Source organism: Pseudoalteromonas sp. (assembly GCF_041629635.1).
Classification (GTDB): Bacteria; Pseudomonadota; Gammaproteobacteria; order Enterobacterales; family Alteromonadaceae; genus Pseudoalteromonas.
Map to the genome: position 1 here is coordinate 24,861 of NZ_JBFKMX010000002.1, position 16,297 is coordinate 41,157.

Annotated in this window: 11 protein-coding genes; 5 read left to right on the top strand and 6 right to left on the bottom strand. The window is 38.0% G+C overall.

The genetic code is table 11. The features are described 5' to 3' along the window. Window positions 1–769: 769 nt before the first annotated feature. Window positions 770–1,873: an OmpA family protein gene (locus ABYD77_RS00450; protein ID WP_372765907.1), complete on the top strand. Its 1,104-nt coding sequence runs from the start codon at window positions 770–772 to the stop codon at window positions 1,871–1,873. Window positions 1,874–2,136: 263 nt separating this feature from the next. Here the strand turns inward: ABYD77_RS00450 and ABYD77_RS00455 are convergent, their stop codons facing one another. The 3 genes from ABYD77_RS00455 to ABYD77_RS00465 all read right to left on the bottom strand — a co-directional run bounded on the left by ABYD77_RS00455 (window position 2,137) and on the right by ABYD77_RS00465 (window position 6,065). Further along, window positions 2,137–3,723: an HD domain-containing phosphohydrolase gene (locus ABYD77_RS00455; RefSeq protein ID WP_372765909.1), complete on the bottom strand. Its 1,587-nt coding sequence runs from the start codon at window positions 3,721–3,723 to the stop codon at window positions 2,137–2,139. A gap of 2 nt (window positions 3,724–3,725) precedes the next feature. After that, on the bottom strand, window positions 3,726–4,562 hold the full coding sequence (locus tag ABYD77_RS00460; protein WP_372765911.1) for an MBL fold metallo-hydrolase: 837 nt from the start codon (window positions 4,560–4,562) through the stop codon (window positions 3,726–3,728). 477 nt (window positions 4,563–5,039) lie between these two features. Further along, window positions 5,040–6,065: a diguanylate cyclase gene (locus tag ABYD77_RS00465; RefSeq protein ID WP_372765913.1), complete on the bottom strand. Its 1,026-nt coding sequence runs from the start codon at window positions 6,063–6,065 to the stop codon at window positions 5,040–5,042. Between the two features lie 186 nt (window positions 6,066–6,251). On the opposite strand from ABYD77_RS00465, the gene ABYD77_RS00470 reads away from it, so the two are divergent. After that, window positions 6,252–8,504 carry a TonB-dependent receptor plug domain-containing protein gene (locus ABYD77_RS00470; protein ID WP_372765915.1) on the top strand — a complete coding sequence of 751 codons (2,253 nt, stop codon included), beginning with the start codon at window positions 6,252–6,254 and terminating at the stop codon, window positions 8,502–8,504. Window positions 8,505–8,618: 114 nt separating this feature from the next. After that, window positions 8,619–10,040, top strand: coding sequence for an alanine/glycine:cation symporter family protein (locus ABYD77_RS00475; protein ID WP_372765917.1), 1,422 nt, complete (start codon window positions 8,619–8,621; stop codon window positions 10,038–10,040). 20 nt (window positions 10,041–10,060) lie between these two features. Here the strand turns inward: ABYD77_RS00475 and ABYD77_RS00480 are convergent, their stop codons facing one another. From ABYD77_RS00480 to ABYD77_RS00490, 3 genes are read right to left on the bottom strand one after another with little or no spacing between them, the layout of a single operon-like run. Continuing rightward, window positions 10,061–11,467 (bottom strand): PDZ domain-containing protein, encoded by a 1,407-nt coding sequence (locus ABYD77_RS00480; protein ID WP_372765919.1) that lies wholly within the window; start codon window positions 11,465–11,467, stop codon window positions 10,061–10,063. A 9-nt stretch (window positions 11,468–11,476) separates the two neighbouring features. After that, window positions 11,477–12,745 carry a DUF885 family protein gene (locus ABYD77_RS00485; RefSeq protein ID WP_372765921.1) on the bottom strand — a complete coding sequence of 423 codons (1,269 nt, stop codon included), beginning with the start codon at window positions 12,743–12,745 and terminating at the stop codon, window positions 11,477–11,479. Continuing rightward, window positions 12,745–13,923, bottom strand: coding sequence for a hypothetical protein (locus ABYD77_RS00490; protein ID WP_372765923.1), 1,179 nt, complete (start codon window positions 13,921–13,923; stop codon window positions 12,745–12,747). Before ABYD77_RS00490 ends, ABYD77_RS00485 begins: the two co-directional genes overlap by 1 nt. A 307-nt stretch (window positions 13,924–14,230) precedes the next feature. On the opposite strand from ABYD77_RS00490, the gene ABYD77_RS00495 reads away from it, so the two are divergent. Then, the gene (locus ABYD77_RS00495) at window positions 14,231–15,418 is read left to right on the top strand and encodes a helix-turn-helix domain-containing protein (protein ID WP_372765925.1); all 1,188 of its coding nucleotides are present in this window, start codon (window positions 14,231–14,233) and stop codon (window positions 15,416–15,418) included. Between the two features lie 109 nt (window positions 15,419–15,527). Next, on the top strand, window positions 15,528–16,286 hold the full coding sequence (locus tag ABYD77_RS00500; RefSeq protein ID WP_372765927.1) for a substrate-binding periplasmic protein: 759 nt from the start codon (window positions 15,528–15,530) through the stop codon (window positions 16,284–16,286). Window positions 16,287–16,297 lie beyond the last annotated feature (11 nt).

A 16,297-nucleotide genomic window follows, 5' to 3' on the forward strand; every position in this document is an offset into this window, starting at 1 on the left:
AGCATATCAATTAATTATCTCTTGAGGATGATTGCTCTAAAAAACAAGTGTTACTTACTAATGTTTTGGATGAAAGAGTGTGGACAAAGAACACTTTTATAACCCAAATACCAAGCATTACATTATCTCAATTTTGTTTTAATAGCGTTAAACTCAAAAAGAGAAGCCGCTTAAGACCACATTGTCATCAATAGGATTTACAATAATTTCAAGCAGTAAATTTATTACTCATATCCTTTTCAATAAGATGTTAAACACTCTTTTACAGACTGCTTGCTGTATAAGAAATAATACTTCATGAACAATAACCCAGCATAGCATCATCATGAAGCTACTCATTTAATCTTATGAACACTTAATTCTAACGTTAGGCAAGTAATTAAGTGCAAATAAAATAGTGCATTTTCATTTTTCGGTGGTGATAGATAATACTTTGAATGGTGCTAGCACATGTGAAGTATACTCAGCAATTCACAGTATTTACTCCGGGGTAATTAAGTTTGCCAGTCCACTAGCAGCTAAAAGTTTAGGTAAAATAAAAAAATCGTATAATTTTAAAGAGTTTAATTAAAATCCCACTATACTTTGGTTGTTTGGGAAAATCGTGAACACGTAACAATCACCAATAATACAGTTTCAACTGACAGCTTAACTGCATGAAATTAAAATGAGATTTGCAAAACGACACCCCGAACTGCAATTTGTCTATAAATATTGCCACAATCAATTAAATAATGTGCTTTGCACTCGTAAATACGGAGATGTTTACATGAAAAAAAATACTCTAGCGCTATCTGTTTTAGTAGCTTTGTGTACTTTCCCCTCAATGGCCAACGATAAGCAAATTTGGTTAGGGGGATTTGCCGAATATTACTATGCTGATAAAGATAAGTTTCAAACATTACCTAAAGACCGCATAGACTGGGGTTGGGGCTTAGAGCTCGGTGAGCGCTTCAATTCATCTTGGGGGGGCAGGTTTGAGTATGCACACATAAATTTAGAAGCATACCCTGGTCAAACATCAATTGATGGCTATCGCTTGGGCTTTGATGCCATGTATTTCCCCTTTGAAAACGACACCTATGTGTTTGCTGGCTTAAAACATGAGTCGCTTGATCAAGGCTATAACCTCGGTAATTTAGGTCTTGGCAAGCATTGGGCACTAACAGAAAAATGGAAAGTTATCACTGAAGTCGCTGCCTACCATGAATTTGGCGAATCACACAAAGATTTTAGCGGTAAACTTGGGTTGCTTTACCAATTTGGCACGCACACTTCACCAGCCAAGCCTGCACCGGCTCCAGTGCTAGACAGTGATAACGATGGAGTGATTGATGAGAAAGATAGATGTCCCAATACTGCTACAGGCATGGCTGTTGATACTAACGGTTGTGCCCTGCCACTCGACAGCGATAAAGATGGTGTAATCGACAGCCAAGATAAGTGTCCCGATACGCCACAAACTGACAAAACCGACGCTGATGGTTGTACACTATTCAACGAAACTCAAGAAAGCATTACCTTAGCGGTACATTTTGAAAATAATTCAAGCAAAATTCGTGATTCGGAAATTGATGATTTACGACGTTTCGCTGAGTTTATGAAAAAGTACCCAGATGTATCTGCTCAAATAGAAGGCCACAGTTCAGCGCCTGGTAATGCCGATTACAACTTGTCACTCTCTGAAGCGCGAGCAAAGGCAACCAAGCAAATGCTAATTGATAAATATGGTGTTGATGCATCACGTTTAACAGCTGTCGGTTATGGTGAAACTCGTTTACTTAATACCGCGAACACGCAAGAAGCACATCAACAGAACAGACGTATTGAAGCAAAAATGATGGTTACTAAGCGCAAAAAAGTAACAAAATAACCTTCCAGTTAATTAGTCGAATATAAAGCTCCTTAAGGGGGCTTTTTCGTCAAGTTAATTAAAATCTACAGCGCGATAACGCTTTACTTTTTAAGCGTTCGTTTCCTTCTTTTCTGTTTTTATATATGAACTATTGAACCAGAAAAGTTCTGCTTTTTTTCAACTCGATTGATTAAATAAAAAATCAAAACCAGTTATGACATGATTCTTATTACTAATTGATAGCAGTTTCATTTTGCATGTGTGAAGAGTGATTAAAAATACTAATGCGACTTTTCATTTAACATTGCAAGTACTTCAATAGTATTGATAGAGTCTTTTTGGAATTCTGATAGAAATTTTTCTGCATATTCTTGATAAACATTTTGTTCTATAAATACAGCAAATATTTCGGGGTCGATATGACCTTTTTTAGCCATTTTAAGCATGATATCGACGCATTCGCTGATTTTTTTTGCTTCCTTATAGGGTCTATCAGATGCAGTGAGGGCCTCGAAAATATCTGCAATAGCCATCATTCGTGCTGGTACTGACATCTGATGTTTAACAAGCCCTCTTGGATAGCCTTGACCATCCATTCTTTCATGATGTCCCCCAGCGTATTCAGGCACTTGTTTAAGATGCTTTGGAAACGGCAATGACTCAAGCATTTTGATGGTGATATTAATGTGTTTGTTCACAATTTTACGTTCATCTTCAGTGAGTGTACCACGCTGAACTTGAAGACATTTCAACTCTTCATCATTCAATAATTTAACAGGACCCAATTTCGAATTATATTGGTAGCGTGCGGCAATTTGCATTAATTTTTGACATTGTTCATCTGAAAGATACTCGCCACCAATATTTACTATGGCAATAAAACTTCTATCACTGGCCAGTGTTTGGAGCTTTTCATTGTATGCTTGTTCACTCAGTTGATTTCGTAGATAAGCAATTTCAATCTCCTTTTCAATCACATCAAAGCGTGTATTAATTAACCCAATGCGGTCGTAGACTGTTTCGAGCTTGGTTGCTTTATCCATTATGTATTCAGGTGTGGCTATTTTTCCACAATCATGAAGCCAGCCAGCTACGTTCAAGGCATACTTTTCTTGTTCAGACATTGAAAAACTCGCTAATGGGCCATGTTCAATATCATTTACAGCATGGGCTAACATCATAGTGAGCTCTGGCACTCTTCGACAATGCGCGCCAGTGTATGGCGATTTTTCGTCAATTGCTTGAGCAATCAGCTCGGCAAATGAGCGAAACAGTTGTTCCATATTATCAATTAGCGCCTGATTACTCATTGCCACAGCGGCGAGCGATGCCAAAGCTTCTACTAATTCGATTTTTACTGAATCAAATTGCTTCACCTTTTCGTTTTCCATGGGATTAATTAATTGCATGACGCCATTAACATCACCTTCATGATTTAACATTGGCACCGTCAAAACTGTTTTGGTGTAATAACCTGTTTGCTCATCCATTTTTATTGCTTGAGTAAGTGGATACCGAGTACATTCATACACATCAGGAATATTAATGGTTTGCTTTTTGTGTGATGCTATCGTTACAAGAGCACTTTCATTTGCACTGCCATCAGGGTAATAAAGTGCGATTGGTGAAAAGGTGATTTCGTTTTTAGTACTACCGCCCAAATGTAATTCAAGAGAATTATTAATAACGGTTTCAAAATAAAGATGATCATCTTTTTGCAAATAAATGGTACCTGCATCTGCATGACATAATGATTTAGCCGACAACAAAATGTCTTCCAATAATTTAGTTGTATTTCGTTCAGTTGAAAGACGGTAGCTTAAGTCGAGTAATTGCTTAAGGGCACTATCACTATCTAAACTTGACATCCTCAAAATTCCTTCAAATCGGAAAGATCAAACTGCAACCCTTCTTTTGCAAAATCAAAATTAATCGACGGCATTATTTTAATAAGCCGCTGAAAATATTCGTCTAAATCATCATCAGTGCGTTCAGGAGCATGACTATAAATGAATGTCTTTTTGGCTTTGCACTGCTCTGCCAGCACTAAAACCTGTTCGACACTGGAGTGGCCCCAGTCGCGCTTTTTATGGAGTTCAAAATCAAAATATTGCCCATCGTGGATTAGAACATCAATGTTTTCTAAAACCGCAAGCCACAGTTCGTAATCAGTGGTCTGATGTAATTCAGGAAAGAGTTCATTATCGGTAACATAAGCAATATGCTTTTGATCACGTGATACGACAAAAGCCAACCCTTCATTAGGATGATTAATGGGCAAACACTTTATCGAAAAGCCAGCAACATCAAAACACGTTTTCTGTATACTTTTTAACGTTATTTTAGAAGGTAATTGACGATAATTAACGGGAAAATAACTCTTATCCATCTGTGCTAAAATAGCGTTATCATCGCGTGGTTCTGTCTTTGGAACATAAATATTAATTTCACGATTAAGTTGATAAATGGGTGCAAAAAATGGGAAGCCTTGAATATGGTCCCAATGATGATGGGTTAAGAGTATATTGACTGGTCGTTTATCATTTAACAGCTCATCTCCCAATACACGAATGCCAGTACCAGAATCTAAAATCACAAATTCATCACCCTGACTAATCATGGTACACGCTGTATTTCCACCATACTTAATTGTTGCTGGTCCGGGAGTTGGAGTTGAACCACGAGTACCGTAAAAAGATAATTTCATCAAAAAATATGAGTTACACTAAGCTTATTTAGGTATAGTGAGAAAGCATGCACTTGTCCATATCAATAGCACCTGTGGTAAGTTTTAACCGTTTTAAAATAGCACTTTGCCTTCATGCAATGAATAACTCATTATTACTCGCTTTAGCTGACTGCTATTTTCAATACTTCGCGCAGCTTTGATGGTGTAAAACACAGCATTTTTAAATAACCTCTTTAATTCGTTAATTTGTTTCAATGCAGTGTATTTCGTTGATTTTTTCCTATTATCCCTTTTGGATTCTTTGTGAAACACAATTATTTTAACTTGATTCTCAAGTCAATCAAAATTGCGAACTCTCTCACTCTATTTAGTAAACTAAAATGCATGATAATTTAATTCGTATTAATAACTTTAGTGCAGCTTAATTTTAACATTGCTAATGCATCTGCGATGAGTGAGAATGTTTGTTAACAATAGATTTATAGTGTATAGACGTCAGGGCTTACAATAGATGCCTAAGTTGCTGCGTTTTGCAATATACATGGCTTGATCTGCACGACTGATAAGTTGACTAAGTGACTGAGGTTTATTGTTGAGCATTGCTACGCCAATACTCACGCCAAAATCTAACGCTAGAATTTCATTCGATACTGATTCAAGTATCAACTGATGGATCCGCCTAGCCACTTTCTCACCATCTAAATCGTTAGAATTTTCCATAATAATAATAAACTCATCACCACCAAAACGCACTGCAATGTCACTTGAGCGTGTTTGTTGCTGAATGATATTTGCAATTTGGCATAATAATTTGTCGCCCCTTTTGTGACCGAAGACATCGTTTACACGTTTAAACTTATTCAAATCCAGAAACAAAATGGAACAATTTAAGTTATTTCTAATGCACAAGGAAATAAAGGAATCACCCACATTATTAAGGTAAGCTCGGTTAAATAAACCTGTGAGTTCATCATGTGAAGCATTAAACCTTAGCTTTTCTTCAAGCTCTCGCTTTTCAATTGCAACAGAAGTAATTAGGGCTGCAACATTAACAATTTCGTGTTCTACTGCAGTGGGCGTTTTAGGTTGATGGTGATAAATAGCAAATGTACCAATGACATCATTAGATGAATTACAAATTGGTACTGCCCAACATGAGTGTAAATTTGCCTTTTGGGTTAGTGGTAACAGAGAGTGCCAATTAGGGTGGGAGTTGATATTTTCAACAATAACAGTTTTGTTTAAATATGCAGCGGCGCCGCAACTGCCAATACTCGCTCCAATTTCAACACCTTCAATCGCTTCGTTGTAAAAATCAGGTAAATTGTTCTTAGCACCACTGTGTAATGTATTTGTTTCTTGATTTAAAATCAAAATAGTCACTTTGCTGTCCGGCAGAAACTCCTCAACCGCGGCAATAACCTTTGCTAAAAAAGGTTGAATATCTGCACTCAATGCAAGCGCACTTAATAAATCATTAAATCGCCGATGTGCGGAAAGCAAAAGTTTAACGTTTGTCAAAGAGTTACCCTCACATTATTGTAACTATGTTTTATCAAAAAAATGTACACTTTATCGTATTCATTAGATTACTTTGAAGTAATTTACAAATCCAATTTCTACATTTCATTTTTTCACATTATTACAAATACCATCTACACTTTTATATCATTTATAACGTTTTGAAAATACACTTTTTGTCGATTTATGAAACGATTTTTATTGGCTTCGGCTTACTTTGTTTTTGCGCCCTTACTCTGTGCATCTGAATATGAAGATGTATTTGATCTGAGCCTCAATGACTTATTTGAATTAGAAATAACCACGGCATCTAACCGTGGCGAACATATTAAAAATGCACCTGCGACTGTAATTGTTGTGTCCAAGGAGGACATTCAGAACCGAGGCTACGAAAGTTTAGATGAGATCTTTCTAGATTTACCTGGCATGGAAATGATTTACACCCACGGCGATTCCTTCTTCTCGAACTATATGCGCGGCTATCGCTATACTATTGGTACACCATTCTTGGTGATGGTTGATGGTGTTACAGTCAACAGTTTGTACTTTAATCAAGTAACACAAATATCTTCATTCCCATTAACCAGTATTGAACAAATTGAAATTGTTTATGGTCCAGCTTCGGTGATTTATGGAGCAAATGCCTTTATGGGCGTTGTAAACGTTATCACTAGAAAACCACAACAATCAGGGGCAAGTTTTACAGCTAATACAAGGAGTAGTATTAATGGCGATATCAACTTTGATATGAGTTATGCATATCAAGGTGATTTATTCTCTACGCGTTTTAGTATGCATTATGAAGATTTTGATGTAGCAGATCGCATCGACAACAACGCTAATTATTGGCTGCAAGATCAACATTACAACTCTGAACTTTGGGGAGAGTTTGTCGATAGCAGCAATGTTATGTCAAATCAGTTTAGCTCTAAAACCAAGCGTCTTGGCTTCGAGGCCTATGTTTCATTAGGAGATATTGAACTTTCCTCTTTTTATCTATTAGAACAAAATGGCTACGGCGCCACTTATCCTTCAGACAGACTGCCAGCTTCTGGTAAATGGCCTATATATCAATATGGTGCCACCTTAAAATATACCAAAAAGATATCAGCTCAACTTGAATCTCGCTCTCGTTTTCATGCTCAAAGCGATGGCGTCAAGGGAGATGGTTATGACGTAGAGGCGTGGAATGTGACAAACACCAGTGCTATTACGCAAAATATTGGAGGCATTCTTCTTGCTCCCAACGAGTCTGCGCGGATGACGTACTTTCAATATTGGCTAACCAAAAATCATGCCTTCTCATTTAATCAAGATTTAGATTATCAGCTCAATGATAAGGTTAAATTCCTAACTGGTGTCAAATATGATTATCAAGATTTACAACGCTCTTATGTATTATCAGGTGGGGAGCCGATTTCTCCCTTAGCACCACTGCCAACCTTACCTAACCCGGCATCAGGGGCCTATCGCGATGACTCTAACCGAGAGACTTGGCGAGATTTTGGCTTTTATCTGCAAGGTGAATACAAATACAGACAATCACACATGTTGAGTGGTGGTCTGCGCTATGACAATAATAATATTTACGGAGGTGAAACAACCTTACGCGGTGCTTACATTTACAATCATCAAAAATGGAATCTTAAGTTGATGTACGGTGAGGCATACCACGAGCCAACTCCGCGCAATTTATATGGTGCTTGGAGTGGATTAGGTGCAGATCCTAACTTAAGTCCTGAGCGCTCACGTACCATTGAATCTAGCATCGCCTATCAAGGCCATAACTATCAACATTTACTGTCTCTTTATCACATTAAAAATACTGATAGTATTGTGACAACGCTTGGTGGCGCTGAAAACATTGGCGCGCGTAATGTGACGGGTATTGATTATCACTTTGTAAAATCTCTTGAAGACACGGATTATGGTGCTTGGCAGGTTAACCTCTATGCCACACATTATTTGCAACTAGATGAAGATGTTATTGATGTTATAAAGCAAACACCTACAGGTACTGCCTCCATTGGTGATATAGCGACCAGTAAACTCTGGCTTATTTTAAATTGGCACGCCAATGATTATGTAAATATTAATCTAAAAACACGTCTAGTTGATAAACGTAAAACGATAGACTCTAACCCTCTTGATGAAATTCCAGGCTATGGAGTGACTGATCTCGCATTACAGTTTTCATTGCCTAAATTAGATAAAGTCGAGTTCAGCTTACGCGTAACAAATTTATTTGATAAAGAGTATTACCACCCGGGTATACGCGATGCTGATGCGAATGACCCATTAGTAAATGCGGCCTTATTTGATGATATTGGCTTTGACCAAGATAACCCAAAAGCTTGGAGTGGTAGTCAGGGCTGGTATAACTCTCGTTTACCGCAAGCAGAAAGACGCATTGTGCTAGGGTTAACTGTTAACTTTTAACTAATTACAACAACAGATTAATTGTTAAATATTAGCCTTATTAATTTTTTGCGATTGTACAGCACGCTTCAACGCTTTAGTGTTAATAAATCGTTAACGCTAAAGTGACTTAATATGCTAAGCAATATCATTAACCCAATCAACAATCTACTTTGGGGCCAAGGGCAACTGCTTATTGTTATTTTGCTGGCTGCTGGCTTTTGGTTTTCTTATAAATTACGTGCTATTCAGCTTAGGCATTTCAAACATATGCTGATGGTGATGAAAACCAGCATGCAGAGCAATCAATCTGGTATTAGCTCGTTTCAAGCACTTTGCACAGGACTCTCAGCACGCGTTGGAACTGGTAATTTAGCGGGGGTTGCTGTTGCTATTTCACTTGGTGGTAGTGGCGCCGTTTTTTGGATGTGGGTTATTGCATTACTTGGCATGGCGACAGGCTTTGCAGAAAGTGTGTTAGGCCAGCTTTATAAAGTTCGCGATGAAAACGGCGAATTCCGTGGCGGACCTGCCTACTATATCAAACTTGGTTTAAACAAACCTTGGCTTGCTGTGTTATTCGCGCTTTGTTTGTTTTTAGGTTACGGCATTTCATTCAGTGCAATGCAGGCCAATACCATTGCTGAGGCACTAAATAATACTTTTGAAATACCCAATCATTATTCTGGGTTAGTCATCGCAGTGTTAGCTGGCATCATTGTTGTTGGTGGACTGCGTAGCATTGCCAAATTTGCTGAAAGAATTGTGCCATTTATGGGCATTGCATTTATCCTAACGGCATTAATTGTCACCGCAATGAATATTTCCCTATTGCCCGCTATGCTTTGGGATATTATCACCAGTGCATTTGGTTTAAATGAAGCTGGTGCTGGTGCCTTTGGCGCTGCAATCAAAAACGGTATTCAACGGGGGTTATATTCAAATGAGGCAGGCGCTGGCAGTGTGCCACATGCAGCAGCTGGCGCTGCACCTAACCCTAACCACCCGGTAGCACAAGGGTATGTGCAAATGCTTGGTGTTTTTATTGATACCATTGTGCTATGCACTTGTACTGCTTTAATTATTTTACTCTCTGATGCGCACGTAAGTGGCGATATGGAAGGTATCAGCCTGACACAAAATGCGATGACCAGCCATATGGGTGATATGGGCGAGGTATTTATTGCCGCAGCCATTACTTTATTTGCATTTACTTCTGTGGTGGCAAATTATGCCTATGCTGAGAGTAATCTGCATTTATTTAAGCTTGATAATAAAATTGGGCGCACGCTTTATACCCTTGCTTATTTATTAATGGTATTTTGGGGCGCCAGCGCATCATTAAAGTTGGTGTGGAGCATGGCTGATGTGGCTTTGGGCCTAATGACCTTAGTCAATGTCTATGCCATTTATTTATTAACGCCAACTATCGTTAATTTAACCAAAGACTATCAAACGCAATTAAAAGAGAAGCAGCCAATTAGCTTTGATGAGTCAAATATCGATTTCCAAGGCAAAACCGAAAGTGGTATTTGGTCAAAAGAAAAAGGGAAGTAAACTCCCCTTTCTAGCCCTTTTTATATTTTTGTAGCTTCGCTACTTTTAAATTGTGCAAGCCAACTTAGAGTATGTTCACCAATTCTTGGATCAAATAAATCCTTCGGATATGTTGGATTATATTGCCGTGACTGACGGGCTTCTAAATACGCCTCTTTACTGTCAAAACGCATAAATGCATGCTCTGCTTTATCAATGAGTAACCCTTTACTTTGTTCCTTAGCTGTTAACTTTGCAATATCAAATGCCCAAGTGGGTTCAATGGCTTGAATATCTAGACTGCCGTGCATCATAAGCACTGGAGTATCTAATTCTTGCCACAACTTGTTAAAGTCATAGCGGTTTAAATCCCTAAAGAAGCTGTAATGACGGTTAACTGATAACTCGACGTTAATATCTACTAAGTTTGCAGCAATCGCTTTTTTAACACGCTCGTCATTAACGATGTGTTGCCATGGGGTATCAGTATTTAGCCACAAATTTAAAAAAGGCGTTACGAGTTCCGTATTTTCACGCGCTTGGCTTTCGCTCACATTAAAGTGTTTGACTGACTGCTTAGAATAAATATCAAGCATATAGTCATACCAGCCCTTTAACACTCCACCAAAACCTATAATGCCTTTCACTGGAGACTGTTTAGCAATTACTGGGGCATGTAATACACCTAGTGAATGCCCCCATAAAAACACATTTTCTGGGTCAACTTGTGCATGTGCTTTTAAAGCATTTAAGCCTTGCAAAAACGCCTTTGACTCTGTTGTAAAGTCAATATCTCGGCAAGGCTTTTCGGAAATACTGTCACCCATTCCTGGCTTTTCAATACGGTATACCACATAGCCTGCTTGGGTGAATTGATCAATCATTTGTCGTGTGGTGATGTTTGGCAGCATGCCATAGTCAATGGAGTCACAGGTGTAGCCCTGAATAAAGAAAATAGCAGGCGCTTGTTGCGATGTCTTTAAGTGTTTTGGCACATGCACAATACTGCGAAGTGTATTGCCTTCATAACTAACGGCATTGTATTCAACGTGTGCATAATCGCTTATTTCGTATGGCCTTGGCTGCATTTTATTTGATACCGTTAGCGCTTTTTTATCGCGTAAAAACGAGATGCGAATATCATCACCAGATTTAAGCGGCCTTACATTTGAAAGAAGCGCTTGAAAGTCATTTGTTTTTACTCCATTCACTTCGGTTATCACATCACCCACCTTTAATCCAAGTGTTGATGCCGTACTGTTTGGTGCAATATGAGCAAGTGTAACCCCTTGATTATCAGCACTTTGGTTAGGCATAACACCTAATAGAGTGGCTCTTGGTAACTCATTTAAAACTGTAGTTTTCGTTTCAATCGCATAACTCTTTGTATAAGGGTTAAAGACACTAAGGGTAGTTAAAAGTAATAAAATTGATTTGCTTATTTTCATAGTTATCACTTAATTATTCTTCTGATTTGTTGGCATAAATGCATCTAAATGTGAAAGTGCTAACGGCATTTGATTACTTAATCTAAGCACGTGATTTAGCGCAATAGTGCGATTATTAGCGTGTGGTTCAATGGCCTTTTCAATTAAGTATTTACCGTACACATAGGTAATCACTTGAGCAGGCCAATTTTTAATTCGCTTAATTTCTCGCTGCATTATTTCTTGCTGCTCTGGCAGATATTTTTGCCAAATAATTTGTGCTCTTTCATCTGACCAATTTTCGTAATGAATACCAATATCAATCAATACCCGAAGTGCACGTAGCACTCGCCAGCTTAATGCATAAGCCTCAGAGGATTTCATTTGATACAAGCCGATTTCTTTGCCCAAAGTTTCGACATAAGCCGCCCACCCTTCACTCGTTACAAACGTAATCGGTGCAAACGCATTTGTTGGACAAAGACTTTGCTTTTGAGCAACATTAAATTGTAGATGATGCCCTGGGATCCCCTCGTGTAAATAAAGCCAATCAAAATGCGAAGGATTCATTACTCCACTATGAGGGTGGTACAAAAACGTTTGGCTTTGATTGTCATAAATACCTGGTGCAGGGAAACTCTCTGGCAACCCAGATGCGGCAATGGTTAAAGGTGCGTCAAAATCACTGAGTGCAAATAAGCGATGTAAACTGGCTTTTGCAACTGCCTCTCGTTTTCGAAATGCGTCAACAATAAGGTTATGCTCTTTCGCTGAAATTGTATTTGTATCACCTTCAACTCCCTCTGCTTTTAGCTTTTGATATTCTGCAAACGCATTTTCAAGTTCAGCACGTGCAACTTCTTTAAGTAGTGAGGGAGTGATATCGTCCATTAGCCACGTATCTAGCCAGTGTAAGTACCACTCACGGCCATTTGGTAAGCTACTAAAACTGCCTTGATAACGACTATTTTGACTTAGCCCTGCTTTCAACTTCTCTCGCTTTTCTATCAGCTTGAGCTGTTTTGCCAAGCTGTTATAAGCAATTTTATCGCAGTGCGTTTGCGGCTTATGGTTTGTAAGCTGCTCCTGCCAATCTTTAAGGGCGTGCTCAGATATCTTCGGCTGATTTTTAAGTACCGTTATCGCATTTGCAAAATCAAGTTGCGGCGACAAATACGGCTGATGTGTTACTTCAGTAACTAAGGCGTTAAAACCATCATCAAAGTGAGATTCGTTCGCCTTAGCATAACCAGATGTGAGCAATACAACACTGTTTATTAGTAACAGCCTTATTAACATTATTCACCTGTTTTGGTTTTTGGCGCTTTAAATTCACTTAAATCGCTATTAAACAAAGTGGGGCTTCGGCTTCCATCATCAAGGTATTCATATTTCAGTGCAGCGGCACCTCCGAGCATAGGACTTGCTGTTAATTGGTTATTTTCATCGAGCGATTTTAACCACGATATATGTGATTGCGCTTGGTTATATTCCAGGTGTAAATGACGACTTAATTGCTCAGTTTCGTCAAAAATCTGATGACTTTTTTGATTGCCATTCGGGTAATAAGTACTTTTATGCTCAAACGCCCCCCAACTAAAGGCTTTACGATTACCAAACTTATCAAACCCTCTTAGCCCTACTTTGTTACCAAATTCATCGTAAAGATGCTCTCCGATATGCACCATCGGGCGATTACCTTCCACCGGATTGCCATCTTTGCTATAAACGTGCCAGCGAGTGAAATTGCCATGCTGGTCGTAAATAATACGATCAATGCCTGCACCACTGTCATTGTTGGTAGGTGTGCCCTTCAAGCCTAAGTTTTTTACGAAAGTGAGCTTGTTGTCTTCATCATAGGTCAGTTCGACCTCATAAAATTTAAATTCAGGGCGCAGTGGTTGTTGTTCATTTTTTAAATTGAAGCGTTTTTCATATACTTTGCCATTTTCATGTCGCCATTCATAACGGTGTATCCGCCATGCGCTTTCAACTGGGTTTGCTGCTTCATCAAAAAAACTGAGTGCAATTCGTTTACCACTGTCATCATGTGCATAAACAGCTTTAAACACATTACCATGTGCTGAAATTTGCTGATTTTGTGCATTATAATAAGTGTGAATTTCTTTATCTTTGTGGTAACTAATACTTACTTTTGGGGCAAACCAAATAAACGAATCCCAAACTTCATTATCTCTAATGAGTTGCTGCCCCATCTGATAACGTATTTCGTTAACGCGCCCTTTGTCATCATAGCTAAATTGATAATGCGCACTTGTCTCGGACACTTTATCTGATATTAGGTGAATACCTCGATACGATGCATAAGGCGTTTCGCGGAACATAATATGGCGGTAGTGTTTTTGCTGTGAAAACGTTTTTGAGTCATTTTTGGCAGCAGCAGCTAGAGGAAAGCTACTCAGTAAAACAACAAAAGCACACAGTAAAAAGCGACTAATTTTAAACAAAGTAAACATTATTTATCCTTAAAAGTTAATTCGATAAATAAGGTTACTTATTAACATTTTTTGTGTGTAAAGCTAATTTGAGATTAACAAATTAAAACGCAAACTATTGATTTTAAATAATTTAAAAAACCTATTTTCAAGAAAGGCTTTCAGCACACACAGTAAAAACAACCCCTTTCTACTATTAATCTGGGCTATCTTTTTATGCTGAAACATATAAAGATAAATAATAAACTGTAAAACTAGCTTGAACCTTACACATGCTTTTAATGTGGACTTAAACTAAGTAGTCAATCATTACGCTTTCGGAAGAATTATGTCTCAGACGGTATTAGGAATAATTTATTTTGTTGCATTTAGTCATGCAATCATGCTTGCTATCAGCTTATGGAAAAAAGCAAGTAACTCTCATACCGACTCAGCAAAATGGCTCTCAATCGTCTGCTTCATTATCTGCTATAAGTTATTTGAAGGCGGTGCACTCTATTTAGGTTTATATACCCACTTAGCACATTTAATGGATTTACTGCCTGGTGAAGTGTTGCTGATAGGGCCGCTAGTATTTGTTTATATCAGTATGATGGTAGGTGAAGAAAAACCTAAACCACTGCAACTGGCGCTTCATTTTATACCAGCTATTTCGTTATGGTGTTACAACGCACCTTCTGTTTTTCAATCGCTCGATGCTAAAATTAACATGTGGCAATTTGTGCTTTCGCAAACTGAAGCACGTACTTTACCGCTGAAATTTATTTTTTTATTCTTAGCAATCAAAACTCATTTGAGTATTTACCTGTATTTAAGTTGGCAGCATATTCAAAAGTTTGAAGACGTGTGCGACACCCTACGTGCAGATAATAGCACGGCGGTGTTAAAACAACTTAAGTTTCTTGTGATGTCACTACTCGCTCTCGAATTAGTGTGGGTAGCTCTATTTGTCGCACAGCAGTTTTTTGCTGTAGGCACCCTTGCCTTAGTAAGTAATGTTTGGCTGTTATTTGTCGCCCTAATTGTGTTAGCAATTGGTTATGTCGCGCTACAAAAAACTGATTTATTAATGAGTAAAGAAGAGCATGCTCTAGTACAGCAAAATCCATCTTCAGAGAACGATGAATCCAGCAATATAAAATACTTTCACTCTGCCTTAAATGAGCAGCAATGTAATCAGCTTGCAAAGCACTTAGAACAACAAATTAAAGTTAAACAGCTTTATTTAAACGACAAACTCACCCTAACTATGCTTGCTGACGAAACCGAGATTAAAGCCCACACCCTTTCGCAAGTAATAAACCAAAGTATGAAGACCAATTTTTATAAACTTATTAATGGCTATCGCATTAAACACGCTATTTCATTGATTGAAGATAACTGTGTTCATTGGCCCTTAGAGCGTATTGCATTTGAATCGGGCTTTGCCAATCGCGTTACCTTTAGCAAAGCCTTTAAAGAGATTGTGGGTCAAACGGCCTCTGAATATAAAAAGCAACATCAGCAAGTAAGTTAATACTACTAATATGTTAATTTTAATTAAGAAGGTGTCAGTAATTCGTAAATTTGAATTTTAATAATTTTCGTCAATACTATAATCAAAGAAGTATAAATCAATAATCAAAATGCTTAAAACGATAATAATATTAACAACATGCTTATCTATTTTTAACGTTAATTCTAAACAACTATCAGCTGGCTGGGAGCTCTGGTATCCCTATCAATATCATAATAAAAACAGTGAATTGGTTGGCCTCGATATCGACGCTTTTAAAGCCATAATGAAACAGGCTAACCTGCCTTTTACCATTGCTGAAATACCTTGGAAAACCCACCTTCATTTTATTAAAACAGGTAAAGTCGACTTAGCAATGGGCGCGTCAAAAACAACTGAACGTGCAGAGTATGCTTATTTTAGTGAGCCTTATCGCGAAGAAACAGTGAAACTCTTTGTTAAAAAAGGCACCAGCGAGTCAATCAAAATGAACTCTCTTGAAGACTTAATTGGCAGTGATTACATTATTGGCGTGGAAAGCGGTTATTATTATGGCGAGGAATATGATCAACTTATTCAACAACATGACTTCAAAGAAAACATTATTGAAGCTATTGATCTTGAGCAAAATGTTTCATTGTTTTTAAAAGGCCATCTCGATGGACTGCTGGTTGACCCTTACACTATGTATGCCTTTATTAAAAAGTATCAGCTTTGGAATAAATTTGAAGCGCATCCCTTACCTATTTACAGTGCTGACATAGTGATTATGGTAAGTAAAAGATCATCTGGTGAGTCTGTGGTTTCTAAGCTTAATGGCGCAATCAATCATTTAAAGAAGAGTGGCTATTTCTCTTCATTAAAGAGTCAATGGATTACACCAAACTAGAAAAACATCTA